Consider the following 25,178-nt stretch of genomic DNA (forward strand, 5'->3'; position numbering starts at 1 on the left):
CGCACGGCGGCTCGCGGCGTCGCGCGCCTACTTCTCCTTGTACGCCTCGTCCATCTGCTTCAGGACGGCGGTCGGGTCGGCGTCACCGGCGAACATGTTCTGGACGCCGGTGAAGTGGGCCTGCTGGACCTTCGGGTTGGGCCAGAGCTGGTCCATGAACGGGACCGTCTTGTTCGCCTTCTGGAAGTCGACCAGCGGCTGCAGGGTGGGATCGAGCTCGAACTCGTCGTTGGGGAAGCTCGGCAGGTTGCCGGTGGCGCCCGCGTACAGGTTCATGGCCTTCGGGGTGGCGAGGAAGTCGATGAACTCGGTGGCCAGGTCCGGGTTCGCGGCCTTGGCGTTCATCGCGAAGGCGCCGCCCGCGGCGCCGGGCATGCGGGTCCGCTCGGCGTCGTCGGTGGCGGGGACGGCGAACAGGCCGAACTCGGTGCCCTGCGGGGCCTCGGACTTCGCCTGGTTGAGGGTCGAGGTCACCTGGACCGCGGCGACGGCGTCACCGTCGGCGAGCTGCGACACCGACGTCTCGAAGGAGGTGCCGAGCGGGTCCTTGGAGAAGCACCCGCGCTCGTTCATCTCCAGGTACTTGTCCATGGCGGTCTTCCACCCGGAGCCCGCGAACGCCGCCGAGCCGGCCTTCATCTTCTGTGCGAAGTCCGGGGCGTCGGCGTAGACGGTGGTGGCGACCAGCGCGTAGTCGACGAGCTGGGTGACCCAGTCGGTCTGGTTGCCGAGCGCGAAGGCGACCTTGCCCTTGGCCTTGGCGGTGTCGCAGAACTCCAGGAGTTCGCTCCAGGTCTTCGGGGGTTCGGCTCCGACCTCCTCCATGGCCTTCTTGTTGTAGAGGCCTCCGATGCCGACGAACGTCAGCGGGACGATGTAGGTCTTGCCGCCGACCTGGGTCACGGGCTCGATGCCGTCCGGGACCTTGGACGTCCAGGGACGTCCGGACAGGTCGGCGAGGTAGCCGGTCGGGGCCAGCACCTCGATGGCGCCGGGGTTGCCGTTGCCGGGCCAAGCGAAGAAGACGTCGGGCGCCGTGCCCGAGGACAGCTGCGTGCGCAGGGTGCCCTGGTACTGGTCGGTGTCGGAGTAGGAGGTGGTGATCTCGACGTCGGGGTGGTCCGCCTTGAACGCCTTCAGGACGGCCTCCATGCCGGCGCGGTCGGTGGCCACCGCGGCGACGCGCAGGGTGTCCGCGCCGCCGGAGGCGTTGGTGCCGCTGCTGCACCCGGCGGCGAGCGCGGTGGCCGCGGCCAGGGCGGCGGCCGTGAACCGGTGGTGTGATCGCATCGTCGTTCTTCTCCTCGGGGTGGGTGGAGTCGCCGGCTATCGCCGGGGCGGGGCGGCGGCGGTGAAGGTGTAGCGGCCGGAGGCCAGGGCGACGGCGACGCCGTCCGGACGGGCGTCGACCGCCTCGACGCCCGGGCGGTTCGCGAGCTCTTCGCCGTCCTCGCGGACGCCGCGCGGGTCGTCCGTGGGGATGTGCAGGGTGGCCCGTGCACCGGGCGGGACGGTCACGTCGAGCCGAAGCCCGGCGGGTCCGCCCAGGTGGTCCGCGGGGAGCAGGGACCAGGCCGAGACGACCCTGCCCCGGGGCGTCTCCTGCTCGGCGCGGGCCCAGGTGAGCCGGCCGCCGACGGCGGGCCGCAGCAGCAGATGCTCGTAGGCGACCGAATCGGGGCTCTGGTCGATGCCGGCCACGCCGCCGTAGAGCCAGTCGCCGACCGAGCCCAGGCTGTAGTGGTTGAAGGAGTTCATGGCGGGCGACTGGAACCCGTGTTCCTCGGTCCAGCCGTCCCAGCGCTCCCAGATCGTGGTGGCACCGTGCCGGATGGAGTAGCCCCAGGACGGATAGGTGTCCTGGTGCAGCAGCGCGTAGGCGAGGTCGGCGCGGCCGTGCTCGGCGAGGACGGGGCACAGCAGCGCCACGCCGACGAACCCGGTGGTGAGGTGCCGGCCGCGGGCCTCGATGTCGGCGGCGAGATGCCCGACGGCGGCGGGCACCAGCCGGTCGGGCAGCAGCTCGAAGGCGAGCGCCAGCAGGTAGCCGGTCTGGGTCCCGCCCCGGACCCGTCCTGCCCCTTCCGACTCGGACGTGTCCACGAAGGCGTCCACGAAAGCCGTCCGGACGTCGGCGTGCAGGGCCCGGTACCGTTCGGCGTCGCGGTGCTCGCCGAGCACGCCGGCCGCTCGGGCGACGAGCTGGGCGCTGCGGGCGAAGTAGGCGGTGGCCAGCAGGTCGCGCGGGGTGTCGGCGTCCACCTGGAGCCAGTCGCCGTAGTGGTTGCCGACCCGGTTCCGCCACACCAGGCCGGGGTTGTGCCGGTGGACGTGGTCGACCCAGGCGGCCATCGCGGCGTACGAGCGTTCCAGGACGCGGCGGTCGCCGTAGACGCGGTAGAGGTGCCACGGGATGATGACGCCGCCGTCGCCCCACGCCGGGGCGCCCTCGCGGTCGATGCACAGCTTGGGGGCCACGTCGGGGAAGGCGCCGTCGTCGTCCTGGCCGTCGACGACGTCGCGCATCCAGCGGGCGAAGAACGCGGCGACGTCGGCGTTGCGGCAGGCCGTGGGCAGGAACACCTGGGCGTCGGCGAGCCAGCCGAGCCGCTCGTCACGCTGCGGGCAGTCGGTGGGGATGGAGACGAAGTTGCCGCGCTGGCCCCAGCGAATGTTGGAGTGCAGGCGGTTCACCGTCTCGTCCGAGCAGGAGAAGTCTCCGGTCCAGGGCAGGTCGCTGTGCAGGACCCGGCCCGTGACGTCCTCGGGCCGCAGGTCACCGGGGTGGCCGGTGATCTCGGCGTAGCGGAATCCGTGGAAGGTGAAGCGCGGCTCGAACACCTCGACCGGCTTCCCGGCGGCGATGTAGACGTCGGCGGCCTCGGCCGTGCGCAGGTTCTCGAGGTACGGCTCCCCGTCGTCGTCGAGCATCTCGGCGTGCCGCAGCCGGACGCGGTCACCGGCGTTCGCGCCCCGGATCGTGAGCCGCACGCGGCCGACCATGTTCTGCCCGAAGTCGACGATGGCGCGCCCGTCGGGCCGCCGCACGATCGTCCGCGGCCGGACGTCCTCGGTCACCCGCACCGGGTGGTCCGGGAGGGCTCGCAGGACCGCGGTCGAGCGGTCGAGCACCGCCACGGGATTCCAGCCGGCGTCGTCGTAGCCGGGGGCGTCCCAGCCGGGGAGGTCGTCGCGGGCGTCGACGTACTCCCCCATCAGCAGGTCGGCGTACTTGACCGCGCCCGGTCGCTCCCGCCAGGTCCCGTCGGACACGATCCAGCGGCGCGAGCCGTCCGCGTAGTCCAGCAGCAGCTGGACGATCGCCTGCGGGGCCCGCCCGTAATGCTGGGCCTGGTGCCGGGAGTCGAACCCGATGTACCCGCTCCACCAGCCGTCGGCGAGCACGACGCCCAGCACGTTCTCGCCCTCGGCCAGCAGGTCGGTGACGTCGTAGGTCTGGTACAGCACGCGCCGGTGGTACTCGGTCCAGCCGGGAGCGAGCTCGGCGTCGCCGACCTTTCCGCCGTTCAGCCGCAGCTCGTACACGCCGCGCGCGGAGGCGTAGACGCGGGCCCGCACCGGACGCCGCTCCCCCAGGTCGAAGGACCGCCGCAGGTGCGCGCACGGCTCGAGGTGCCGGGTGCGTTCGGTGCGGTCGTCGCTGCTCGGCGGTTCCATGACCGGCCGGGACGCGGGGTCGCTCCCGATCCACTCCGCCTTCCATTCGGCGGAGCGCAGCAGCCCGGTCTCGAACCACGAGTCCGCCCGTCCGGCCGGTGCGCCGTCGGCGTCCCACACCTCGACGCGCCAGTGGTAGCGGGTGGACGGCTGCAGCGGCGGGCCGTCGTAGGCGATCAGCACGGTGCCGGACGAGTCGCGGCGGCCGGTGTCCCAGATCGGACGGCCCTCGTCGAGGTCGTCGCGGACGAGCGCCGCCGTGATGCGGTAGGCGGTCTGCGCGTCCCCCCGGCGGTCCGATCGCAGCTTCCAGGACAGGCGCGGGCATGGTTCGTCCAGGCCCAGCGGCGTGGCCACGTGCTCGCAGGTGAGTCCATAGGGCCGCAGGCCGTGCGCGTTCGTACCGGCGCGGTCGTGCGGTGGCGGGTTCGGCAAGACGGTGGTCATCCCTTCAGCCCTCCGGCGAAGCCCTTGATGATGTGGCGTTGCATGAGGAAATAGACGATGAGGATCGGGAGCATCGCGATGACCAGCCCGGCGAAAACCAGGTTCCATTGCGAGACGTACTGGCCGATGAACCCGAAGACGGCGACCGGAATGGTCTGCTGATCGCTCCCGCTGAGGTACAGGAACGGTGTGAGGAAGTCGTTCCACACGAAGATGGCGTTCAGGATCACCACGGTTCCCGTGACGGGCCGCAGCAGCGGGAAGACGACGCGCCAGAAGACCTGGACGGGCCGGGCGCCGTCGATGAGCGCGGCCTCCTCGTATTCACGCGGCACGACCCGCAGGAAGCCGAGGTAGAGGAACGTCGCGAACGGCACCTGCAGCCCGCTGTAGAACAGGACGAGCGACCACACCGTCCCCAGCAGGTTCAGGTCCCGGATGAGCTGGTACAGCGGCAGCAGCGCCAGCTGGAACGGCAGCAGCAGGCCGAGCATGATCAGCGCGAACGTCCACCTCGACCATCGTGCGGTGACCCGCGCCAGCGGATAGGCGGCCATGGCCGCCACGATGACGATGATCGCCACGCTCAGCACGGTGACGACGACGCTGTTGACGATCGCGCCCGCCAGGCCCGCGTCGCGCCAGGCGTCGGCGTAGTTGCGCAGCGTCGGCGAGGTGGTCGGCATGATGATGGACGTGCCGTCCCGCGGGTCCCGCAGGGACAGGTTGACCAGGACGTACAGCGGGAACGCGACGACGAGCGTCACCGCGATCATCACGAGCTCGCGGGCGAGGGTCCGCGGACCGTACCGGTTCATCCGCCCGCTCCTTCCCGGCGGCGCAGCAGCCGGTACTGGCCGCCCGATATCACCGCGACGAAGACGGTGAGCACGATCGCCATGGCGATGCTGTAGGCGTACTCGTTGAACTGGAAAGCGTTCTTGTAGATGAGGGTCGAGAGCGTCTCCGTGGACGTCCCGGGGCCTCCGCCCGTCATGACCCAGACCTGGTCGAACAGCTTCAGCCCGCCGATGATGGAGAGCATCAGGTTGATCGTCATGGCGGGCGCCAGCAGCGGCAGGACCACGTGCCGGAAGCGCTTCCACCCGGTCGCGCCGTCGACCGCCGCCGCCTCGTAGACCTCCTGGGGAATGCCCTGCAGCCCGGCAAGGAAGATCACCATCGAGTAGCCCGCGAACTGCCAGACGATGACGCCGATCACGCTGCACAGCGCCAGCGTCGGATCGCCCAGCCAGTTCTGCCGCCAGGAGTCCGGGCCGACGGCGGCGATCAGTCCGTTCAGGGCGCCCTCGGGGGCCAGCATGTACTTCCACAGCGCGGCCGTGACGACCGGCGTCATCACCGCCGGGGCGAACAGCAGCACCCGCAGCACGTTGCGGCTCTTGATCCTGCTGTGCACGCCCAGCGCGAGCGCCAACCCGATCGCGTTCTGGACGACGGTGACGGCCACCGCGATGATGAGCGTCTGCCGGACCCCCTGCCGCGCGACCGGGTCGTCGAGCAGCTCGCGGAAGTTCTCCAGTCCGACGAACTCCCTGGTCGGGCTGAGCCCGTCCCAGTCGGTGAACGCGAACGCCGCCCCCTGCACGCTCGGCAGCAGCACCACGACCCCGTACAGGCCCAGCGCCGGGAGCAGGAACCAGGCCGGCGCGCCCCGCCGCCCGCGCCCGCGCGGGCCGGCCGGCCGACGGTGCCGCCGGGCCCGTTCCGGGACGGACGGCCCGGACGGGCGCGCGGCGCGAGAACTCACCTCCTTCTCGATCTGCCGTGCCATCGGGTCTCCTCCATCAATGACGATCCGGTTGCCGCGGGGTTGACCGCGCGGCGTTTCTAGGCAGGGATCCTGCGCCCGCACCCCCGCGACCGGATAGCCCGAAATGGACCAGCACTAGGACGATGTTCACTCCCGGTTCACTCCCGCCGGACGCGTTAGGGTGCCGCCATGAACGAGCCCCCGGTCGCCCGCAACAAAGGGCTGCTCTATTTCACCGACGGATCGCTCGCCTACGCGGGGCACTACTTCCACGACCGGAGCCACCCCATCCACACCCACAGCTTCGTGGAGATCGCCGTGGTGACCGGCGGGAAAGGCACCCACAAATCCCTCGCCGGCTCCAAAGAACTCCAGGTCGGAGACGTGATACTGCTCCGGCCGGGCGTCTGGCACGGCTACGAGGACTGCCGCGGCCTCGACCTGTACAACTGCTGCTTCAGCCACGAACTGCTCCAGCGCGAGCTGGCCTGGACGCGCGAGGACCCCCTCCTCGGCTACCTGCTGTGGACCGGCCCCAACTCGATGCAGCGGCGCGGACTGCTGACCACACGCCTGGACGCACAAGCGCTCAAAGAGTGCGTCATTCACCTGGACGCGCTCGACCGGCTCCGGGACGTGCCCGTCGGCCGGCACCGGGGCGACATCATCGGACGGCTCTCGCTGTTCCTCAGCCACCTCGCACGGGCGGTGGCCGCCGACCACGGCAACGTCTCCGCGCCCGGCGGCCCCACCCATCCGGCCGTCGTGCAGGCCATGCGACTGCTCGAATCACGGCTCGACCACCGGTGGACCCTGGACGAACTCGCCGAGGAGCTGCACCTGGCGCCCCGCTACCTCATCCGGCTGTTCAAGTCCGCCACCGGCCTGCCGCCCATGGCGTACCTCGCCCAGCACCGCGTCGAGAAGGCCGCCACGCTGCTCCTGCACACCGACCAGCCGATCACCCAGATCGGCCACGCCGTCGGCTGGGCCGACCAGAACTACTTCGCCCGCCGGTTCAAGGCCCACTACGGCCTGACCGCCACCACCTACCGGAAGCGGTTCACGCACAACTCGGCATGGCTGTGACTCCGGCCGCCGTCACGCCGCCGTGTCGGCGACCTTCGCCGCGGCGGCACGACGGCCCCCGGCGCCCCGGTCGACCCGGAAGGCGTGGACGGTCGCGCCGCCGAGGACCATGACGGCGGTGATGAGCAGGAACAGCCGCCCCGCGCTCCAGCCCGCGTCCAGGAGCCGCCCGGCCACGATCGGGGACAGGATCGCGCCGACTCGGCCGACGCCGATGCCCCAGCCGACGCCGGTCGCCCGGACCTCCGGCCCGTAGACCGAGGGCGTCAGCGCGTACAGGCCGGCGACGCAGCCGTTGACGAACACCCCGATCAGCGCGCCCAGCGCCAGCAGCAGCCCGTACACCGATGTCGCGGGGACGAACAGCGCCACCAGGACGGCCGTCGCGAGCGTGTAGCCGACCAGGACGTGCTTGAGCGCGAACCGGGCGGCGAGCACGCCCAGCAGGGCCGACCCGAAGATGCCGCCGAGGTTGAGCAGGACCCCGCCGGTGATGCCCTGGTCGGCGGACATCCCCGACTCGACCAGCAGCTTCGGCGTCCAGCTCGTCACGAAGTAGAAGCCGAACATCACCAGGAAGAAGCCCGCCCAGGTGAGCAGGGTGTTGCGGCGCAGGTCGGGGGCGAGGATCCGCCGCAGGCCGGGCCGCGCGGCGCCGCCGTCCCGGACCGCCGGGGGCAGCTCGGTCACGGTCGGCTGCTTCATGGCCGCCAGCAGCGCGTTCAGCCGCGCCAGGGCACCGGACGGGCGCCGCGTGAGCAGGAACTCCAGCGACTCGGGCAGCCGCCACAGCACGACGGGGATCAGCAGGGCGGTCGCGACGGCGCCGAACGCGAAGACCGAGCGCCAGCTCCCGTCGCTCTGCAGCGCGGCGGCGATGACGCCGCCCGCGGTCGCGCCGACGGCGTAGCCGGTGGAGTTGAGGCTGACGGCCAGCCCGCGCCAGCGCCGGTCGGCGTACTCGGCGGCGATGACGTTGCTGCTCGCCAGGATCGCGCCGATGCCGACGCCCGTCAGCACCCGCAGCAGGCCGAGCTGCACCGCGCTCTGGCTGACCGCCGACAGGCCCATCCCGGCGGCGGCCAGCGCCAGCCCGATCAGGATCGTCGCGCGGCGGCCGATCCGGTCGGCCAGCGGCGCCAGCAGGATCGAGCCCGCGGCCATGCCCGCCAGGCCCGCGGACAGCAGCAGGCCGAGCTGGGAGCCCGTCAGGTCCCAGTGGTCGGAGACCGCGTCGGCCGTGAACGCCATGACGAGCACGTCGAAGCCGTCCAGCATGTTCAGCAGCACGCACACCGCGATCGCGGTCCACTGCCGCGCCGACATCGGGCCGGCGTCGAGCCTCGCGCGCGGGTCGTCGGGGGGAGCACTCATCGAGTCCGCCTCCTTCACCAGGTCGGGGTGGGATCGGACGCCCGAGCATGATGTGGGTCACAGAAAAGCGGCCACCGGCATTCCATTGAATGGAGCCATTCGGCACGTCCCCCTTCGCACCGAGAGACGACACCGACAGCAGCGACCGGCAGCGCCGGCGGTGGCTCAGTCGCTGTCGGTGGCCGCGAGGATCGCGACCGTCCGGTGATCGGGGCGGAGAACGGCGATCCCCACGTCCATCGAGGGGTGGGTCTGGATATGCCACTGGGAGGTGTAGAAAAGCCAGGCGCACCGGTCGGCGAGGTGCTCGATCGCCGCGATCTCCCGTTCGTCCGCTCCGGCTTCCTCCGCGCCGACCAGCGCGGCGAGCGATTCCCAGGACGCGAGGCGTCCGTACGCGCCCCGGAGCCCGGGGTTGTACGCGCTGCCGCCCGAGGCCGCGTAATAGAGCTTCGTCAGGACGTCGCCCGTGGCCACGCGGTACGTCGCGTCCGGGGCGGTGCTCTGCGCGTCGAGGCGCAACAGCAGCGACGCGCCGAAGTCGGCGGGCTCCAGCGGGCGGTCCAGCGCGTACAGCCCGGCCTCCGTGCAGTCGGCGTCGGCGTAGACCCACGCCCGGATGGCGCTGCGAGCCCGGCGGGCGTCGGGCCACTCGACCTCCGTCGCCGTCACGTCGAGGTCGGCCGGGCCCGGCGCGGGCACGGGCTTCCCCCCGGGGTCCGGACGGTCGGGCGCGGGCAGCCCGGGATACTGCGGCAGCCCGTGGCCGCGTTCGGCCGGGGTCCGCCGCAGCGGCAGGCCGCCGAGGGGATGTCCGGTGGCGCGCAGCCTCGCGGCGAACCCGGCCGCCCGTCGCGCGTCGCCGCGCAGCGCGGCCTCCTGGAGCAGGCACGCCGCGAACTCATCGGCGGGGTCGGCGGTGGCGAGGAACGCCAGGAGGTGTTCCGCGGGCTGCCCGGCCGCCGTCCATGCGGCGTACTCGGCGGGTTCGCGCCGCCGATCGCCCCAGGTCCGGGCATCGGTGACGATCCGGTGGACGCTCCCGACCCGCTCCGCGCCGCCCGGCGCGGTCGCCAGCCGCCGCAGTGCCGCCTCGAAGCAGTAGCGCATCGGATAGGTGGGCTCCCGCACCTGGAGCAGCGCGGTGAGCAGTTCCTCGAGCCACGCCGGGTCGGCCTTCCGGACGGTCCGGTCGGCCACCTGGGTCGCCGTTCTCCAGTGCGGATCCCGGTGGTCGTCGGCGAGCCCCAGCCGCCGGACGGCTTCCTCGATCTCCACGATCGGCTCCTCTCAGCAGAACGGTGCGGCCCGAGACCGGGGGCGTTCAGGACTTGGCGGCGTCTTCCAGGACGGTCAGGTCGCGCAGCAGTTCGGACGCCGTGACCTCGTCGAGGTCGCCGAGCCGGGCCTCGCCTCCGAACGCGTACCGGTCGTCCGACACGAAGACGTGCACGAGCGTGTGCTCGTCGAACGCGTGCGTGTCGGCCGCGACGAAGCCGGGGTCGAGGTTGAGCAGCGCGTACCGGTCCCCGGGCAGGGGACGCAGGAAGGCGTCCTCGATGCCCGCGTCCTGCGGGACGCCGCGCTCCCAGCCCCGGTTCGTCAGGCCGAGGATCGCCCCGGTCGGGACGGTCAGGCCCTCGAACCGCTCGAGCCGGAAGCCCTTCGCCTCCGCGTCGGTGAGGCGGTGGATCTCCCGGCCGAGCTGCGGGAACGGCTGCAGGATCTCGTAGTCGGCGAAGACCTGTCCCCAGGCCGCGGCCTCGTCGCCCAGGTCGAGGGGGTGCGCGATGCCGATCCGTGCGTCGCCGGGGAGGACGAACGCGTCGTCGGCGGCGTCCGCGAGGGTGCGGTCTTCGGCGAGCCGGAACGTGCGCGCGCCCTCCTCGGTGACGGCGAGCCAGACCAGCCGGCGGGCGAGGTGCCGCGTCAGCGGATGGCGGACGAACTGGTCGGTGAACTCCTCCGCGGTCCACCGGCGCCGGTCGACCATGGCGCGTTCGAGCCGGTGGACCAGGTCGGACGCCACGGTGCGGGCGTCCTTCTTCAGCCGCGAGAACCGCTGGTAGGCGGCGGGCGCCAGCTCGGGATCGTCCTTCGCGCCGGGCTTGGGCAGCGCCTTGCGGAGCTTGCCCGCCTGGTCGGTGACCTGCGGCTTGAGCGCCTCGTCGAAGACGATCGCGAACGTGCGGGGCCCGTAGTCGAGGGTGAGGGCGCCGTCCTCGTCCAGGTCGAGGGTGGGGACGAGCCGGTCGGCGAGCTGGTCGCCGGTGAGGCCGCGCTGCTCGGCGATCCGGTCGATCCGTTCCCGGGCCTGCGCCTTCAGCCCCTTGTACCGGACCCGCTGCGCGATCTGGTTGAGGCAGGTCAGTGCGGTGTCGGTGCCGATGGCGGCGAGCACGTCCAGACCGAGGACGGCGCGCGCGTGCCCGCCCTCCCCCGGCCACTTGCGCAGGAGCGGGGTGAGGTCGCGCGCGGCGTCGTCGTCGCCGAGCAGGCCGAGCTGGGTGAACGCCCAGTTCGTCCGCGCCGGCATGCCGTTCGCCAGCCACGCCTGGAACACCGCCCGGGAGAACGCGGCCAGCGACGCCGGATCGCAGGTCTCGCGGACGACCCGCAGGCCCGCGTGCGGGCTGTCGGGCGGCGACAGCGCCAGGATCGTGAGCACATGCGCGACCGAGCCGTCCGGCAGGCGGGCGCTCCGGTCGCGCAGCAGGAGGGGCGGGAGCGCGGCGGCGTCCAGCCAGTCGGGCGTCGCGGGCACGGTCGGCGGGACGACGTCGAGGGGGTCGGTCGCCAGGAACGTCTCCAGCGCGGCGGCGGCCCGGTCGCCGTACTCGCGGGCGGCGGCCAGCACCGTCTCCCCGTCGTGGACGGCGGCGATGTGCCGCAGCGCGGCCTCGGCCGCCTGCCGGGCCGGGCCCGCCTTGCCGAGCGCGGCGGGCACCAGCAGCCGTGCGGCGCCGGTGCCGTGCCACTCCAGCCACGTGGCCGCGACCTTCCGCATGGCCTTGGTGCGGGTGAACCAGTCCGCCATGAGCCCGGCGACCTCGGCGCTGCGGAACGGCAGGAGGAACTCCCCGTAGATCCGCGCGTTGCCCCTGGCCCCCGGCAGCAGCTGCGGGTAGACCCGCGTCCCGAACCGCGCCACCGTCCGCTTGATCGCGTTGCCGACCCGGTGCGTGTCGGTGGTCTCCCACTCGGGTAGCAGCGGCTCGGCCACCTCCAGGGGAGCCTGCGCGAACACCAGAGGGAGCACGATCCCGCTGTCGCGCCAGTCGCCGGGCCGCCAGATCCGGTCCCAGTCCGGCTTCACACCGTAGTGGCCGGCCCACTCCTTGATGTCGGCCTCGGCCCACGCCTCGTACGCGCCGTCCGTCCAGTGGATCGTCACCTCGTCCGGGGCCGTCAGGCCGGGGACGGTGACGGGTGCGGAGGCCTCGGACGCGCGCGTCCAGGCGGGCGCGACGAGCACACGGGGCAGCGAATCGGCGGCGGCTTCGGGGAGGTCCGGAAGGTTCATGATCGAACAGACGGCCCCCGGCCCCCACCGGTTCCCCGGAAGCCGGAGCGGCCCGCGCCCAGCCGGACGCGGGAGATCGGCGGCGTCAGGAAATCGGTGGACGGCGATGTCGGATCGGCGGAGGTCCCGTTCGTCTTGGGGGTGAAGACCGTCTCCCGACGAAAGGAGCAGACGATGACACGACAACGGCATCGACCCGTACTGCCCGCCACCGGCCGAGTGATCGCCCACCGCGACCAGGGAAGGAGAGGCGCGTGAAGTACGTGCTGATGTTCGTCGAGACCGAGGAGTACCCGCGCGGGCTGGAGGCGATGGGCGAGGACGAGCGGCAGGCGGCGTTCGAGGCGGTGGGGCGCTGGTTCGCCGAGCACGCCGCGGTGATCACCCACCACGCGTACCTGAAGGGCGCCGAGACCGCCACCACGATGCGGCTGTCGGGCGGGGACGCGATCGTCACCGACGGGCCGTTCGTGGAGGGCAAGGAGGTCGTGTCCGGGTACGCCGAGATCGAGGTCGCCGATCTGGACGAGGCGATGGCGGTGGCCCGCTCGTGGCCGGCGTGCCCGATCGTCGAGATCCGCCCGATCACCTGATGACGTCCGGTCACCCCGATCCGCGGGTGCACGCCGAGCTGGCCCGCACCGTGCGCGAGCACGCGGGCCGGCTCACCGCGTGCCTGGTGCGGGTGCTGGACGACTTCGCCGCCGCCGAGGACGTCGTCCAGGACGCGGTCGAGACGGCGCTGCGGCGCTGGCCGGTCGAGGGGATCCCCGACCATCCGGACGCGTGGCTGCTGACCACCGCGCGCCGCCGCGGCATCGACGTGCTGCGCCGCCGGGCCGTCCAGCGCGACAAGCTGGCGCAGTTGCGGTGGCCGGTGCCGGCCGAGCCCGACGACCGGCTGAAGTTGCTGTTCACCTGCTGCCATCCCGCGCTGCCTCCGGCGGCGCGGGTCGCGCTCACCCTGCGGGCCGTGTGCGGGCTCACCACCGCCCAGATCGCCGCCGCGTTCCTGATCCCCGAGCCGACGGTCTCCCAGCGCATCACCCGCGCCAAACGCAAGATCGCCGAGGCGGGCGTCCCCTACCGCGTCCCCGCCGACGCCGACCTGCCCGACCGGCTGCGCGAAGTCCTGACCGTCATCTACCTGCTGTTCAACGAGGGCTACCTGGCCGGCGCCGGCGAACGGACGCACGCGCCCGACCTCGCGGCCGACGCCGCGTGGCTCGCCGGCCAGCTCGCGTGGCTGATGCCGCGGCAACCCGAGGTCCTCGGCCTGCTCGCCCTCATCCGGCTGCACCGGGCCCGCGCCGCCGCCCGCTTCGACAGCGGCGGCCTGGTGCTGCTGCGCGACCAGGACCGCGCCCGCTGGGACCGCGACGCCATCGCCGAGGGGATCCGGCTGCTCGAACGCGCCGCGGCGCTCCGCCGTCCGGGCCCGTACCAGCTGCAGGCCGCGATCGTCGCCTGCCACGCCGAGGCGCCGACCTGGGACGACACCGACTGGCCGCAGATCGTCGTGCTGTACGACATGCTGCTGGCCATGGCGCCGTCCCCGGTGCACCGGCTCCAGCGCGCCATCGCCCTGCACCACCATCCCGGCCCCCGCGGCGGCGCCCGCAACGCGCTGGCCGACCTGGACGCCCTCTCCGACGCCGAGCGCGCGACCCTCGAGCGCTACCCGCTGTACCACGCCACCAGAGCCGAACTCCTCCGCGCCCTCGACCGTCCCGGCGACGCCCGCGACGCTGACCGGCGGGCCCTGGAGCTCACCGCCAACCCCGCGCAGCAGGCGCTGATCGAGAGCCGACTCGACCATGAGTGAACACGAGTCCCCGCCCGTCCGCTGATCAGCACGTCTCCAGGTCGGACGCCGCGATCCCGTCGAACAGCCGGGCCGCGCCCTGGTCGTACTCGCCCGCAGACCGCCCATGGTCGCGGTGCCCTTGCCGGTGAGCGCGACGAGCGTGGCCCGCCGGTCGTCCGGATGGCGGCCGCGCGTCACGAAGCCGACGGAACTTCTTGACCTGACCCGCCTGCAAGCAGGGCGGTGCAGAACCAGTGCGGGCCCGCGGCGGCCGGCCGGGGTCGATCCGGCCGACCGCCGCGAGCGCCACGCCGAGCGGTGCGGCATCAAAGCGCTCGAACGCCGGGCGACCGGTCGATGCAGCGCCCGTGTTCCGGTGATGGCGGCGTCACTGGTCTGCGGCACCCGCGCTGAGAAGGGCCGGGTCCACGTCCGGGACCGCGAGGCGCGGGTTCGCACCGGCGGTGACCACCCGCATGACGAATCCGGCGGCTTCCTCGGCCTGCCGGGCTGCCGCGAGCCCGCCCAGCACGGCGGTGCGCGCTCCGAGGTCGCCGATCAGCACGGCGGTCTCGTCCAGGGCGCCCGCGTCGTCGCCGCAGATCGCGACGACCGGCGAGGCGTCCGCCTCACCGGTGAACGGCCACGACGCGCCGGCGAACAGGTGCAGCGCCTTGACCACACGGGCGCCGGCCGCCACTTCGGCGACCAGCTCGGCGGCCGACCCCGTCTCCGGAAGCAGGTGCCCGGTCGTGTAGTCGATCGGGTTGGTGCAGTCGATGACGGTCTTCCCCGACAGCGTTCCGTCGGGACCGCCGACGAGTGTCAGGGCCTCCTCCAGCCCGTCCCATGCGATCGCCACCACGACGGCATCGGCCCGCTCCGCGAGCCGGCCCGGGTCCACCGGCGTCGCGGCGGAGCCGATCCGCTCCGCGGCGATCTTCGCACGGTCCGGGGCGCGGCCCGTGACCACGACCGAGTGCCCGGCGGCCGCCCACGCCTTCCCGAGCGCCACCGCGAGGTTCCCGGTGCCCAGCAGTCCGATCTCCACGTTGATCTCCTTCGTCTCGTGACGTGTCACGACGACGCTAGGAAGCCGCCTCCTACCGATCGGTAGGAGCGCGCTCGTAGGCTGGACCGATGAACGAAGCGGGCTGCGAGACCTTCGTGTCGGACTGCCACGTGCGAGCCGCGGTCGAACTCATCAGCCACACGTGGGACCCCGTCGTCGTCTCGGCCCTGCGCATGGGGCCGACCCGGCGCAGCGTTCTCCTGGAACGCTGCGCCGGGGCGAGCGACAAGGTGCTGACCGAATCCCTCCGGCGCTTGACCGCACGCGGCCTGGTCGCGAGGACCCCGCGCGAATCACCGCGCGACGCCGCCGTCTACGAGCTCACGGCCCTGGGGGCGTCGTTCGCGAGCGGCCCCTTGGCCCATCTCGCCGAGTGGGCTGCGGAGAACCAGGCCGAACTGTCGGCGACGTCATAAGACGCCGCCGGCGGCAACGGTGGAGCGCTGGCGGCCGAGCCCGGGAAGCTCGACCCCGACCACGTCGCCGGGACGCAGGGCGACGGACGGCGTCCTGAAGTCGCCGCATCCGGCCGGTGTACCGCTGAGGACGACGTCCCCCGGCACCAGGGTGAAGAAGGACGAGGGGACGTCCGGCTGGTCGACGTCACCGACACCGAGGCGACGCTGGGCGCGGCACGCGGCGCCGGGCTGCTGTGGCTCGGCCGGATCGGTTCTCCGGACGACATCGCGCGCGTCGCCCTGTTCTGCGCGTCCGACCTGTCGAACTTCATGACGGGCAGCACACTCCTCGCCGACGACGGCACCACCGCCTGACCCGTCCGGCCAGCCTGGAATGGGTCTTTATCGCGTCTTTCGGCTTGAGTGGGTTGGGTGGCTGGGTGGGGCTTGGGAGGTGCTATGGGGAGGCGGGCGGCGGTCGTCCATGAGTACGGTGGGCGTGATCTGTGGCGGCGGTCGGCGGACTGGGACGGGCTGGGCGTCGACCACGTCCGCTGGCGGGTCGCCGACGGCACCGAGGGCCTCACCCGGCGGCCCGATCACCTGCTGTTCGTCACGTTGGCCTGCCGCGGCGGCCACACCACGGCCGCCGTCGAGGGCGAGCGCCCGGTGGAGAGCGCCGACTTCCCCGGCGCGACGACGTTCATCCCCGCCGGGCGCGCACGCCGCACCCTCTACCGGGACTCGACCATCACCTACGCCGCGCTGCGCCTCGCCCCGGACCTTCCGGAGGCTCTCGGCCCGCTCGGGGACCCTGCACGGATCGAGTTCGTCCCGCACACCAACCGTCCCGACCCGTTCCTCCACCAGATGGCGTCCGTTCTGGTGGAGAGAACGGCGGAGGGGGGCGGCGGGGCCGCCGACCGGCTCTTCGCCGACAGCGTCGCCACGGCGGTGCTGCTGCACCTCGTGCGGCGCTACTCCGGCGGCGCGGCCCGGCAGGTGGTCCCCGCGCGCCTGGACGGACGGACGTTGCGCGGGGTCCTCGACCACATCGAGGACCGGCTCGGCGAGGACCTGCGGCTGGACGTGCTGGCCGGGGTCGCCGGGATGGACCGGTACGGTTTCGCCCGCGCGTTCCGCGCCGCGACCGGCGTCCCGCCGCACCGGTACGTGACCGAGCGGCGGCTGGAGCGGGCCGCCCGGCTGCTGCGCGGGCGCGCCGATCTGTCCATCGCCGACATCGCGTACCAGGTCGGGCTGTCCAGTCAGAGCCATCTGACGACCGCGTTCCGCCGCAGGTACGGGGCGACCCCGGCCCGCTACCGCGCCTAGAGCTTCACCTGCCCGCCGGTGAACGTTTTGCCCGGGTACCACGGCCGCCGGTCGATCTCGGCGAACCCCGGGATCGACTCCATGTGCCGCACCATCCGGGCGCGCATCTCGGAGTCGGGCAGCGTGCCGCGCATGGCCGCCGCGTTCTCCTCGGCGTGGTCGGGGACGGTCGTGGCCGGCAGCACGCACGTCACCGCCGGGTGCGACAGGACGTACTTGAGGAAGAACTGCGCCCACGTCGAGCAGCCGATCTCGCGGGCGAACCCGGGCAGCCGCCGCCCGCGGACCAGGTCGGGCAGCCGCGCCTTCTCCAGCGGCATGTTGACCATGACGGCGGTGCCGTGGTCGGCCGCGGCGGGCAGGATGCGCCGCTCCGCCTCCCGCATGAAGATCGAGTACCGGACCTGCACGACGTCCAGGTCGCCGGTGCGGATCCAGCGCTCGACCGCCGCCGACTGCTCGGGGATCTCGTGGTGGGTGACGCCGAGGTACCGGATGCGGCCCTGCTCCTTCAGCCTCCGCAGGAACGGCAGCACCATCGCCGTATTGGTGAGGCTGTGCACCTGGACGGCCTCCAGCCGCCGCCGGTGCAGGCGGCGCAGCGACTGCTCGAACTGGCGGCGCGCGTGGGAGTGGTCGTTCAGGTACTCCCCGCACACCCAGCTCTTGTCGGTCAGGAACAGCCGGTCGGTGATGCCCAGCTCCCGCGCGAACAGGCCCACGTTCGTCTCGGACATGCCGTAGAGCGCGGACGTGTCGACGACCCGGCCGCCCGCGGCGTGGAACCGGCGCAGCACCTCGCGCAGGTGGCCGCGCGGGGTGTGCGGCAGCCGGTCGAACGTCATGAACGTGCCCAGGCCGACCGCCGGAACCCGCTCACCGGTCCCCGGGAACGGCCGGGTGAGCAGATCACGCGGCCCGGACGCGGCCGCGGCGCCGCTCGTCCCCGCCGTCCAGCCGGCCGTCGCCAGCGCGGCGCCGCCGGCGCCCTTGATCACTGTCCGCCGTGATGGGTGGTCCGCCGCCATGAGGTCTCCTCGCAGGTGAGAACGGCTCTCTTGCGTTCTCGATGCTGCCGGGGAGGGGTCCGGGGCGTCTTTCACGACCGTGCGGGTTGCAGGATCGTGCCGCCTGCGCCGCAGGCACGGGGCGGGCGGCGAGGGTCAGGCGGCGAAGGCCTCCTCCAGGACGTCCAGGCCCTCGGTCAGCAGGTGCTCGGGGATGGTCAGCGGCGGGAGGAAGCGCAGGACGTTGCCGTAGGTGCCGGCGGTCAGGGCGAGCAGGCCGCGCGCGTGGCAGCGGCGGGCGATCTCGGCGGTCAGGGCCGGGTCGGGGTCCTTGGTGCCGGGCCGCACGAGCTCGATCGCGATCATCGCGCCGCGGCCGCGGACGTCGCCGATCGCGGGGAACCGTCCGGCCATGGCGCGCAGCCGGGGCAGCATGATCTCGCCGACGCGGCGGGCGCGGGCGGTGAGGTCGTGTTCGTCGATCTCTTCCAGGACGGCGAGGGCGGCCTCGCAGGCCAGGGGGTTGCCGCCGTAGGTGCCGCCGAGGCCGCCCGCGTGCACGGCGTCCATGATGTCGGCGCGGCCGGTGACGGCGGCCAGCGGCAGGCCGCCCGCGATGCCCTTCGCGGTGGCGATCAGGTCCGGGACGAGCCCCTCGTGCTCGCACGCGAACAGGTCGCCGGTGCGGGCGAAGCCGGTCTGTACTTCGTCGGCGATGAACAGGGCGCCGCTGGTGCGGCAGAACTCGGCGAGGGCGGGCAGGAAGCCGGGCGCGGGTTCGATGAATCCGCCCTCGCCCTGGATCGGCTCGACGAGGATCGCCGCGAGGTTCTCCGGGCCGATCTGCTTGGTGATCTGGTCGATCGCCTGCGCGGCGGCCTCCGGTCCGCAGTCGTCCGGGCCGGTCGGCCAGCGGTAGGGGTAGGCGAGCGGCATCCGGTACACCTCGGGCGCGTACGGGCCGAAGCCGTGCTTGTAGGGCATGTTCTTGGCGGTGAGCGTCATCGTCAGCAGCGTCCGGCCGTGGTAGCCGTGGTCGAACACCACGACGGCCTGCCGCCCGGTCGCGTACCGGGCGATCTTGACGGCGTTCTCCACGGCCTCGGCGCCGCTGTTGACCAGGATCGAGCGCTTCTCGTGGTCGCCGGGCGTGATGCGGTTGAGGTTCTCGCAGACCGCGACGTACCCCTCGTAGGGCGCGACCATGAAGCACGTGTGGGTGAACCGCTCGACCTGCGCCTTCACCCGCTCCACCACGCGCGGGTTGGCGTTGCCGACGTTGGTCACCGCGATGCCGGACCCGAAGTCGATGAACGAGTTGCCGTCGGCGTCCACGACCACGCCGCCGTCCGCGTCCGTCACCTGGACGGGCAGCACGCTGCCGACGCCCTGCGCGACGGCCGCCTTGCGGCGCTCGGCCAGCGCCCGCGAGTTCGGGCCGGGGATGTCGGTGACGACGCGGCGTTCCTGCGGGAGACGGGCGGCACCGGCCGCCGGGAGGGTGCTGTCCTGGCTGATCATGTGGCGAACATAGGCGCGGCCCTCGGCGGGGGCGTACGTACGGGACGGCGAATTCCTCCGGTCTGAATGGACGCCCCGTATGTTGACCGCGCGCGGGGCGTGCCGCCCGGTCTATACGCCGTGGTCCCGATTCCCGAGACTTTTCCCCCGCTCAGGAAGGACCGCGCGCCTCGCCGCCCGGGCCGTTGACCTGCGATTCCGCGGGGCGGGCGAGGTGGTCGGCAAAGGCGGAGAAATCCATGCGCGCCGCGAAGTCGCCCCTTGACGTCCGCCGGAGGGGCTGCCTACGGTTCCGCTTACTCAATATAGGACAACGTCCAATATAAATGGATCGAGGGTAAATGTCGTTCGAGGCGACGCAACGTGCGGTGCCCCCCGCTCCGGGACGCGCGGCGCCCCGCCCCCCGGCGGCGGTCATGCATCCGCGCCGGCTGGCCGCGCTCCCCGCCAACCCGCTCAGCGCGACCCGGACCCTGATGGACCGGATGACCCGCGAACGCTGGAAGATCGACCTGGTGCGCGCGGACCTGACCCCGGAGGGGAACGGAACGCTGGTCTACCGGATCGACGCCGGCGGTCACGTGCTCTCGGTGGTCGCGTTCTCCACCGAGCCCCGCATGGTCAACCGGACCCCGCGGATCATCGGGTCGAGCTGGGACGTGCTCGGCGCGCTCATGGAGGGCGAGCCCGACGAGGAACGCATCGAGCAGACCCGCCGCGAGATGCCCAAGCTGTACGCGGGGCGCGCGGCCGACCGGACGCTGATCTGGTTCCGCGCCAACCGCAGCCTCCGGGCGTTCGACGAGGTCCGGCAGGCCCTCGCGGCGGGCGACCGTCCCGACGAGGAACGGCTGCTGGAGGCCGGCTACCTGCTCCGCAACACCGGTCTGGACGGCAACGGCACGTTCGGCACCGTCGACTTCGGCGCGTACGGCCCGGACCATCCGCTGGCGCTGCCGTACCACGCGCAGATGCTCTCGGCCTACATGATGCGGGAGATCTCGTTCGACCTCGTCGAGTCGCTGGCCCGGCTGCGGAACGCCCGTGCGGCCCGCCTGTCGCCGGAGCTGAAGCGGCGCGTGGCCGTCGGCAACGGCTCGGCCCTGGGGCTGGTGCTGTTCTTCATGAACCGTCCGCGCCTGGTGTCCCGGTGGATCGGGCTGTACGAGGAGAGCACGGCGCGCGCCCTGAGCCTCACCTGGACGGCGGACGCGCCCGAACTGGACCTGTTCGACGATCTCCTCAGCCGCGTCATCGAGACGAAGGAGGCGGACTCGACCCCGTACCGCCTGTTCCCGAGCGGCCCGCTGGTCGCCCAGGAGCTCCGCCACCTGCGGCGGGAGCTGCGGGCCCGGCGCGCCCGCGCCCGCGCCGAGGGGACGGGGCTCGCGCTCGGCGCCGTCGAGTCGGCCCGCTCGCCGGGGACCGGGCCCGAGGCGGTCGAGCTGTTCCGGTCCATCGCGCTGGAACTCGACCGCGGCGCCTGGGAGCCGCGGCTCGGCGAACTGGTCGTGGACGAGTCGATGCGGCCCGATCCCACCTGGCCCGTGTCGCGGCTGCGGGACGCGGTCCACGCCACGGTGCCCTGGACGGCGGACTACCCCCGCAACCGCGACGATCTCCGCAATCGCGTCTGGTACAAGTCGCGCGCCTCGGAGGAGCCCCGCTCCGGTCACGTGCGGGAGATCCCGGAGGGGACCTACGACCTCGCGACCAACCCGGTGGAGGAGGTCGGTGCGCTGCTCGCCCTGCTGGACGGGACGGACGGCGGGCGGAACGTCGGCGACCTGCTGCTCGAGCATCCCGCCGCGTTCCGCGCGACCGCGCTCGTCCAGAACCTCACCGACAGCCCGTACGCGCTGGCGCGGGTCGACTACCGGGACGACGAGCTGGTCCCCGCCTACCTGATCCACGTCCTCAACGCGTTCTGCTTCGGCCTGGAGAAGACCCTGGACGTCCAGCGGCGCACGCTGCGCGGCCTGATCTTCGAGCACGCGCCGCCCCGGGAGGAACTGGGCGAGCCCGGTGAGCGTTTCTGGTGGGCCGGAGGCCGCCGGTGACCGGGACGAAGGTCCTCACCACCGCGCGCAAGATGCTGGAGATCATCGACGCGGTCGGCTTCTCCAGCGGTCCGGTCACCGTCGCGGAGCTGGCCGACCGGTTCGGGTGGAGCCGGGGGGCGATGCACCAGTACCTGCACACCGCGAAGGAGGCGGGCTGGCTCGTCCAGGACGACGCGGGCCGCTACCACCTGAGCCACCACGTGTCGGTCCTGGCCCGGATGCGCTCCGCCCAGGCCGACATCGCCGAGATCCTCCAGCCGCGCATGCGCCAGATCGCGGCCGACCTGGGCGAGGCGGTGTCGTTCGCCGTCCTGGACCAGGGCGGCCTGTTCATCGTGGAACGCGCCGAGCCGGTGGGCATCTACCAGCGGCAGAAGTTCCAGACGAGCATCTCCATCACCACGTCGGCCTCCGGCAAGGCGATCGTCGCCCACCTCTCCGAGCGCGAACGCGACCGGCTGCGCGCCGGCGGCGCCGAGCTGGCCCCGCCCGAGGTCTACGCGGAGGTCGCCGACCGCGGCTTCGCGCTGGTGCGCAGCGAATGGCTGGGCAGCGACATCACCGCGGTGGCGGTCCCGCTGATGGTCCGCGGCCACTGCATGGGAGCACTGAGCGTCATCGCGCCGGCGGTCCGGGTGGACGAGACGGTCGCGGCGGAGATGACCCGGCGGCTGCTCGAGATGGCGCGCAACGCTTCCGGCGAGCTGATCGCCGAGGAAAGGACGCACGGATGAGACTCGACCTCGACCACGACACCCACGGGCTGGATCTGCGGCCCGACATCAGCGCCGTCACGCCCCCCGAGTCGATGGCCGGGACGGTCACCGTCCACCGGCGCGAGATCCGGCTGGTCTGCGAGCGGCTGCTGCTGGTGGCCGGCGTCCCGGCCGGGGCCTGCCCCGGCGCCCGGGACTTCGTGGTGGACTGCGTGGACCGGTTCGGCCGGAGCGCGCTGGCGCGGCTCGGCGCCGCGTTCGCCGGCGGCGCGGACCGTCCCGCCTGGACGCCGCCGCGCCGGACCGGCCCCCGCAGCATCGACGCGGGCGGGCGGAGCGCCCTGCTGGTGGGCGCGCCCGTGCTGGCGGGCGCGTTCGCGGACGGCCCCGGCGACCCGGTGACGGTGCACGGCCTGGCCGACGCCGACCTGCTCGAAGCGGGTTCGCTGTGGGCGGCGGCGCTCGGCCTCGGCCTGACCGTCGCCGTCGAGGGCACGGACGCGCGGGTGGAGGTGCGACCCGCCGCGGCGGCGGCGCCGCCGTCGCTGATCGGCACCGGCATCGAGGTGCCCGCCGAGGTCTGGTGGCCCCTCTACTACGCCTCCAACGAGGCGCTCAGCATCGACACCGATCTGTCCCGGTTGCACACCGGGATGGCGCCGCCCCCGTCCGGAATCCTCTGACCTCCTCCCCCACCCCGTAAAGGAGACGCCGTGTACATCGACGGACTCAACTGCTCGCGGATGACCCGCGAGCAGCTGGTGACGCTGCGCCGGGCGCGCATCGACGCGGTCACCACGACCTGCGGTTTCTGGGAGGACGCGACGGAGTCGCTGGACGCGGTGGCGGCCTGGCGGTACTTCGCCGAGGACAACGCCGACCTCGTGGGGATCGCCCGCACCGCCGGTGACGTCCGGCGGCTGGCGGCCGAGGGACGCACCGCCCTGATCCTGGGGTTCCAGAACTCCTCGATGCTCCAGGGACGGCTGGCCTACGTCGACTTCTTCGCCGAGATCGGCGTCCGCGTCGTCCAGCTCACCTACAACATCCAGAACGACATCGGCGGCAGCTGCTACGAGCCGGTCGACTCGGGCCTCACCCGGTTCGGCCACGAGGTCGTCGAGCGGATGAACCGCGTGGGCATGGTCATCGACCTGTCCCACGTCGGAAACCGGACCACGCTGGACGCGATCCACGCTTCGGGACGTCCGGTCGCCATCACCCACGCGAACTGCTCCGACATCACCGAGCATCCCCGCAACAAGCCCCGCGAGGTGCTGGAGGCGATGGCCGAACGCGGCGGCGTCATCGGCGTGACGACGTACCACAACCTGACCCGCGGCTTCATCGACACGCCCGAGGCGTGGTCGGAGATGGTCGCGCGGACGGTCGACATCGCGGGCGCCGCGCACGTCGGCATCGGCACCGACGCGAACGTCGGCGGCACCGACGAGTACCGGGCCTGGATGCGCAGCGGCCGCTGGAGCCGGCGTCCCCAGGAGGGCGCGGGCCTGGCCACCGGCGCGGCGAGCAGCGGTCCGCCCTCGTGGTTCCGCGGCCCCGGCGACTTCCCCGTCCTGGACGAGGCGCTGCGGGCCCGCGGCTTCTCCGCCGGCGAGGTGGCGGCGCTCATGGGCGGCAACTGGCTGCGGTTCTACGACGAGGTGCTCGGGGTCGCGGAACCCGCCGGATCCGCCACCCGCGAGCCCGCGCTCGCGAGCGGAGGGCAGTGAGATGGGCATCGCCGAAACGGGCACCGAGCCCCGGACCGGGGCGGCCGTCGCCGTCCGCGGCGCCGCCATGACGTACCGGCGGGGACGCACCGCCGTGGACGCGCTCTCCCCGACCACGCTGGACGTCCGGCCGGGCGAGTTCGTGTCCCTCATCGGCCCCAGCGGGTGCGGCAAGAGCACCCTGCTGAAGATCATCGCCGGTCTGCTGGCGGCCACCGGCGGCAGCGTCGAGATCGACGGGCGCACGGTGACCGAGCCCCCGCCGGGGGTGAGCGTGGCCTTCCAGAAGCCGACGCTGCTGTCCTGGCGGACGATCCGGCAGAACATCCTGCTCCCGGTCGAGCTGCGCGGCGGCGAACGCGCGGCAGCGGGCCGCCGGGCCGACGAGCTGCTGGCCACGATGCGGTTGCAGGACTTCGCGGGCAGCCTCCCTCGCGAGCTGTCGGGAGGCATGGAGCAGCGAGCCGCGATCGCCCGCTCCCTCATCGACGGCCCGCGGCTGCTGCTGATGGACGAGCCGTTCGGCGCGCTCGACGAGTTCACGCGCGAGGACCTCAACGACGAGCTGCTGCGGGTCTGGCACGACGAACCCAAGACCGTCCTGTTCGTCACGCACAGCATCAGCGAGGCGGTCTACCTGTCCGACCGGATCGTCGTCATGCGGGCCAGGCCGGGCGGCGTCCACGAGGTGATCGACATCGACCTCCCCCGACCACGACGGCGCGAGGCGCGCGGGACCGCGGAGTTCTTCGAGGCCACCCAGCGCGTCCGGGCCTCTCTCGAGCAGGTGAAGAGCCAGTGACCGCACCGCAGACCTCCACCGCGCCCGCCTCGACCACCGGAGCGCGGACCGTGCCCGGACGGGCGAGGCCGCTCGGCAACGTCAACGTCCGGGCCGGCGTCCTCGGCGTCGCGATCCTGCTCGGCACCCTGCTGCTCTGGTACCTGGCGGCGGAACGCGAATGGGTGTCGCCGCTGCTCATCGCGCCGCCGCAGGACGTCTTCGCCGCGCTGGGCGACATGGTCGCCTCCGGGGCGCTGTGGCCGAACATCTACGCGACGGCCTTCGAGACGCTGGTCGGGCTCGTGTGCGCCGCGGTGCTGGCGTTCGTGCTCGCGGTCGCGTTCACCTTCTCCGAGACCGTCCACAAGGCCGTCTACCCCTACCTCGTGGTGATCCAGACCTTCCCCAAGGTGGCCATCGCCCCGATGGTCATCGCGGGCTTCGGGTACGGCCTGGCGCCCAAGGCGTTCCTGGCCGCGCTCCTCGCGTTCTTCCCGCTGCTGGTCAACGCGATGGTGGGCCTCGCGAGCGTGGGCGAGGACCAGTACAACCTGTTCCGGTCGGTACGGGCGGGACGCTGGCAGATCCTGTTCAAGCTGCGGATCCCGCACGCGGTCTCCTACATCCTCCCCGCGCTGAACACCGCGGCCGTCCTCGCGCTGATCGGCGCCATCGTGGCCGAGTTCGTCTCGGCGCGGGAGGGCCTGGGCTTCGCCATCCAGGCGGCCACGCAGAACGGGGCGATCGCCGCGACCTACGCACTGCTGATCGTCATGGGCTTCTTCGGGGTGGCGATCTGGCTGTCCATGGCGGTGCTCAACCGGCTGCTGGCCCGCTACCGGGCGTGACCCGGACAG

22 protein-coding genes and 1 pseudogene are annotated in these 25,178 nt (G+C 72.8%); 12 read left to right on the top strand and 11 right to left on the bottom strand.

Annotation, left to right across the window (positions count from 1 at the left end):
- Window positions 1-27: 27 nt before the first annotated feature.
- The 4 genes from AB0L25_RS30020 to AB0L25_RS30035 are packed head-to-tail and all read right to left on the bottom strand — an operon-like array spanning window position 28 to window position 5,920.
- Window positions 28-1,290, bottom strand: a complete 1,263-nt coding sequence (locus AB0L25_RS30020; RefSeq protein ID WP_500176087.1) for an ABC transporter substrate-binding protein — start codon at window positions 1,288-1,290, stop codon at window positions 28-30.
- A gap of 36 nt (window positions 1,291-1,326) precedes the next feature.
- A complete protein-coding gene (locus AB0L25_RS30025) occupies window positions 1,327-4,125 on the bottom strand; it encodes an alpha-L-rhamnosidase (RefSeq protein ID WP_500176088.1) in 2,799 nt (932 codons plus the stop codon).
- Window positions 4,122-4,943, bottom strand: a complete 822-nt coding sequence (locus tag AB0L25_RS30030; protein WP_500176089.1) for a carbohydrate ABC transporter permease — start codon at window positions 4,941-4,943, stop codon at window positions 4,122-4,124. The genes AB0L25_RS30025 and AB0L25_RS30030 overlap by 4 nt, the downstream gene beginning before the upstream one ends.
- Window positions 4,940-5,920: a carbohydrate ABC transporter permease gene (locus AB0L25_RS30035; RefSeq protein ID WP_500176090.1), complete on the bottom strand. Its 981-nt coding sequence runs from the start codon at window positions 5,918-5,920 to the stop codon at window positions 4,940-4,942. Before AB0L25_RS30035 ends, AB0L25_RS30030 begins: the two co-directional genes overlap by 4 nt.
- A 168-nt stretch (window positions 5,921-6,088) precedes the next feature.
- Here AB0L25_RS30035 and AB0L25_RS30040 point away from each other — a divergent pair, with 168 nt between their 5' ends.
- Window positions 6,089-6,988: a helix-turn-helix domain-containing protein gene (locus AB0L25_RS30040; RefSeq protein ID WP_500176091.1), complete on the top strand. Its 900-nt coding sequence runs from the start codon at window positions 6,089-6,091 to the stop codon at window positions 6,986-6,988.
- Window positions 6,989-7,000: 12 nt separating this feature from the next.
- Here AB0L25_RS30040 and AB0L25_RS30045 read toward each other — a convergent pair whose 3' ends face one another.
- The 3 genes from AB0L25_RS30045 to AB0L25_RS30055 form a co-directional block, all read right to left on the bottom strand.
- Window positions 7,001-8,362, bottom strand: coding sequence for an MFS transporter (locus AB0L25_RS30045; RefSeq protein ID WP_500176092.1), 1,362 nt, complete (start codon window positions 8,360-8,362; stop codon window positions 7,001-7,003).
- Window positions 8,363-8,527: 165 nt separating this feature from the next.
- Complete coding sequence (locus AB0L25_RS30050) at window positions 8,528-9,640, bottom strand: DUF6183 family protein (protein ID WP_500176093.1); 1,113 nt, start codon at window positions 9,638-9,640, stop codon at window positions 8,528-8,530.
- A 46-nt stretch (window positions 9,641-9,686) separates the two neighbouring features.
- Window positions 9,687-11,885 (bottom strand): DUF4132 domain-containing protein, encoded by a 2,199-nt coding sequence (locus AB0L25_RS30055; RefSeq protein WP_500176094.1) that lies wholly within the window; start codon window positions 11,883-11,885, stop codon window positions 9,687-9,689.
- Window positions 11,886-12,139: 254 nt separating this feature from the next.
- Between AB0L25_RS30055 and AB0L25_RS30060 the strand changes: the two genes are divergently transcribed.
- Together AB0L25_RS30060 and AB0L25_RS30065 are read left to right on the top strand one after the other, a co-directional pair.
- Window positions 12,140-12,478 carry a YciI family protein gene (locus AB0L25_RS30060; protein ID WP_500176095.1) on the top strand — a complete coding sequence of 113 codons (339 nt, stop codon included), beginning with the start codon at window positions 12,140-12,142 and terminating at the stop codon, window positions 12,476-12,478.
- Entirely contained in the window at window positions 12,478-13,710 is a 1,233-nt protein-coding gene (locus AB0L25_RS30065; protein ID WP_500176096.1) for an RNA polymerase sigma factor, read from the top strand. Before AB0L25_RS30060 ends, AB0L25_RS30065 begins: the two co-directional genes overlap by 1 nt.
- Window positions 13,711-14,080: 370 nt before the next feature.
- On the opposite strand, the gene AB0L25_RS30070 is transcribed toward AB0L25_RS30065, so the two are convergent.
- Complete coding sequence (locus tag AB0L25_RS30070) at window positions 14,081-14,743, bottom strand: NADPH-dependent F420 reductase (RefSeq protein WP_500176097.1); 663 nt, start codon at window positions 14,741-14,743, stop codon at window positions 14,081-14,083.
- 89 nt (window positions 14,744-14,832) lie between these two features.
- On the opposite strand from AB0L25_RS30070, the gene AB0L25_RS30075 reads away from it, so the two are divergent.
- A complete protein-coding gene (locus AB0L25_RS30075) occupies window positions 14,833-15,180 on the top strand; it encodes a winged helix-turn-helix transcriptional regulator (RefSeq protein ID WP_500176098.1) in 348 nt (115 codons plus the stop codon).
- On the opposite strand, the pseudogene AB0L25_RS30080 reads toward AB0L25_RS30075, so the two are convergent.
- Window positions 15,175-15,333, bottom strand: a pseudogene (locus tag AB0L25_RS30080) (fumarylacetoacetate hydrolase family protein); the annotation flags it as partial. The gene AB0L25_RS30075 and the pseudogene AB0L25_RS30080 overlap by 6 nt on opposite strands.
- Before the next feature lie 96 nt (window positions 15,334-15,429).
- On the opposite strand from AB0L25_RS30080, the gene AB0L25_RS30085 reads away from it, so the two are divergent.
- Together AB0L25_RS30085 and AB0L25_RS30090 are read left to right on the top strand one after the other, a co-directional pair.
- On the top strand, window positions 15,430-15,537 hold the full coding sequence (locus AB0L25_RS30085) for an SDR family oxidoreductase (RefSeq protein ID WP_500176122.1): 108 nt from the start codon (window positions 15,430-15,432) through the stop codon (window positions 15,535-15,537).
- An 84-nt stretch (window positions 15,538-15,621) separates the two neighbouring features.
- A complete protein-coding gene (locus AB0L25_RS30090) occupies window positions 15,622-16,497 on the top strand; it encodes a helix-turn-helix domain-containing protein (protein ID WP_500176099.1) in 876 nt (291 codons plus the stop codon).
- On the opposite strand, the gene AB0L25_RS30095 is transcribed toward AB0L25_RS30090, so the two are convergent.
- Both AB0L25_RS30095 and gabT read right to left on the bottom strand, forming a co-directional pair.
- Entirely contained in the window at window positions 16,494-17,525 is a 1,032-nt protein-coding gene (locus tag AB0L25_RS30095; RefSeq protein WP_500176100.1) for an aldo/keto reductase, read from the bottom strand. The genes AB0L25_RS30090 and AB0L25_RS30095 overlap by 4 nt on opposite strands.
- Before the next feature lie 135 nt (window positions 17,526-17,660).
- Window positions 17,661-19,025: a 4-aminobutyrate--2-oxoglutarate transaminase gene (gene gabT, locus AB0L25_RS30100; RefSeq protein ID WP_500176101.1), complete on the bottom strand. Its 1,365-nt coding sequence runs from the start codon at window positions 19,023-19,025 to the stop codon at window positions 17,661-17,663.
- A 416-nt stretch (window positions 19,026-19,441) separates the two neighbouring features.
- On the opposite strand from gabT, the gene AB0L25_RS30105 reads away from it, so the two are divergent.
- The 6 genes from AB0L25_RS30105 to AB0L25_RS30130 are packed head-to-tail and all read left to right on the top strand — an operon-like array spanning window position 19,442 to window position 25,169.
- Window positions 19,442-21,085, top strand: a complete 1,644-nt coding sequence (locus tag AB0L25_RS30105) for a hypothetical protein (protein ID WP_500176102.1) — start codon at window positions 19,442-19,444, stop codon at window positions 21,083-21,085.
- On the top strand, window positions 21,082-21,822 hold the full coding sequence (locus AB0L25_RS30110; RefSeq protein WP_500176103.1) for an IclR family transcriptional regulator: 741 nt from the start codon (window positions 21,082-21,084) through the stop codon (window positions 21,820-21,822). Before AB0L25_RS30105 ends, AB0L25_RS30110 begins: the two co-directional genes overlap by 4 nt.
- Window positions 21,819-22,487, top strand: a complete 669-nt coding sequence (locus tag AB0L25_RS30115; RefSeq protein WP_500176104.1) for a hypothetical protein — start codon at window positions 21,819-21,821, stop codon at window positions 22,485-22,487. Before AB0L25_RS30110 ends, AB0L25_RS30115 begins: the two co-directional genes overlap by 4 nt.
- A 30-nt stretch (window positions 22,488-22,517) precedes the next feature.
- Window positions 22,518-23,537, top strand: coding sequence for a dipeptidase (locus AB0L25_RS30120; RefSeq protein WP_500176105.1), 1,020 nt, complete (start codon window positions 22,518-22,520; stop codon window positions 23,535-23,537).
- Window position 23,538: 1 nt separating this feature from the next.
- Window positions 23,539-24,339: an ABC transporter ATP-binding protein gene (locus tag AB0L25_RS30125; protein WP_500176106.1), complete on the top strand. Its 801-nt coding sequence runs from the start codon at window positions 23,539-23,541 to the stop codon at window positions 24,337-24,339.
- A complete protein-coding gene (locus AB0L25_RS30130) occupies window positions 24,336-25,169 on the top strand; it encodes an ABC transporter permease (RefSeq protein ID WP_500176107.1) in 834 nt (277 codons plus the stop codon). The genes AB0L25_RS30125 and AB0L25_RS30130 overlap by 4 nt, the downstream gene beginning before the upstream one ends.
- The last annotated feature ends 9 nt before the right edge of the window (window positions 25,170-25,178 follow it).

Source organism: Spirillospora sp. NPDC052242 (assembly GCF_040679555.1).
Lineage (GTDB): Bacteria > Actinomycetota > Actinomycetes > Streptosporangiales > Streptosporangiaceae > Spirillospora.

Coding starts and splice junctions, on each gene's coding strand:
- AB0L25_RS30020 (WP_500176087.1), bottom strand. CDS start 1,290: ATGCGATCACACCACCGGTTCACGGCCGCCGCCCTGGCCGCGGCCACC.
- AB0L25_RS30025 (WP_500176088.1), bottom strand. CDS start 4,125: ATGACCACCGTCTTGCCGAACCCGCCACCGCACGACCGCGCCGGTACG.
- AB0L25_RS30030 (WP_500176089.1), bottom strand. CDS start 4,943: ATGAACCGGTACGGTCCGCGGACCCTCGCCCGCGAGCTCGTGATGATC.
- AB0L25_RS30035 (WP_500176090.1), bottom strand. CDS start 5,920: ATGGCACGGCAGATCGAGAAGGAGGTGAGTTCTCGCGCCGCGCGCCCG.
- AB0L25_RS30040 (WP_500176091.1), top strand. CDS start 6,089: ATGAACGAGCCCCCGGTCGCCCGCAACAAAGGGCTGCTCTATTTCACC.
- AB0L25_RS30045 (WP_500176092.1), bottom strand. CDS start 8,362: ATGAGTGCTCCCCCCGACGACCCGCGCGCGAGGCTCGACGCCGGCCCG.
- AB0L25_RS30055 (WP_500176094.1), bottom strand. CDS start 11,885: ATGAACCTTCCGGACCTCCCCGAAGCCGCCGCCGATTCGCTGCCCCGT.
- AB0L25_RS30065 (WP_500176096.1), top strand. CDS start 12,478: ATGACGTCCGGTCACCCCGATCCGCGGGTGCACGCCGAGCTGGCCCGC.
- AB0L25_RS30075 (WP_500176098.1), top strand. CDS start 14,833: ATGAACGAAGCGGGCTGCGAGACCTTCGTGTCGGACTGCCACGTGCGA.
- AB0L25_RS30090 (WP_500176099.1), top strand. CDS start 15,622: ATGGGGAGGCGGGCGGCGGTCGTCCATGAGTACGGTGGGCGTGATCTG.
- AB0L25_RS30095 (WP_500176100.1), bottom strand. CDS start 17,525: ATGGCGGCGGACCACCCATCACGGCGGACAGTGATCAAGGGCGCCGGC.
- gabT (WP_500176101.1), bottom strand. CDS start 19,025: ATGATCAGCCAGGACAGCACCCTCCCGGCGGCCGGTGCCGCCCGTCTC.
- AB0L25_RS30105 (WP_500176102.1), top strand. CDS start 19,442: ATGCATCCGCGCCGGCTGGCCGCGCTCCCCGCCAACCCGCTCAGCGCG.
- AB0L25_RS30115 (WP_500176104.1), top strand. CDS start 21,819: ATGAGACTCGACCTCGACCACGACACCCACGGGCTGGATCTGCGGCCC.
- AB0L25_RS30125 (WP_500176106.1), top strand. CDS start 23,539: ATGGGCATCGCCGAAACGGGCACCGAGCCCCGGACCGGGGCGGCCGTC.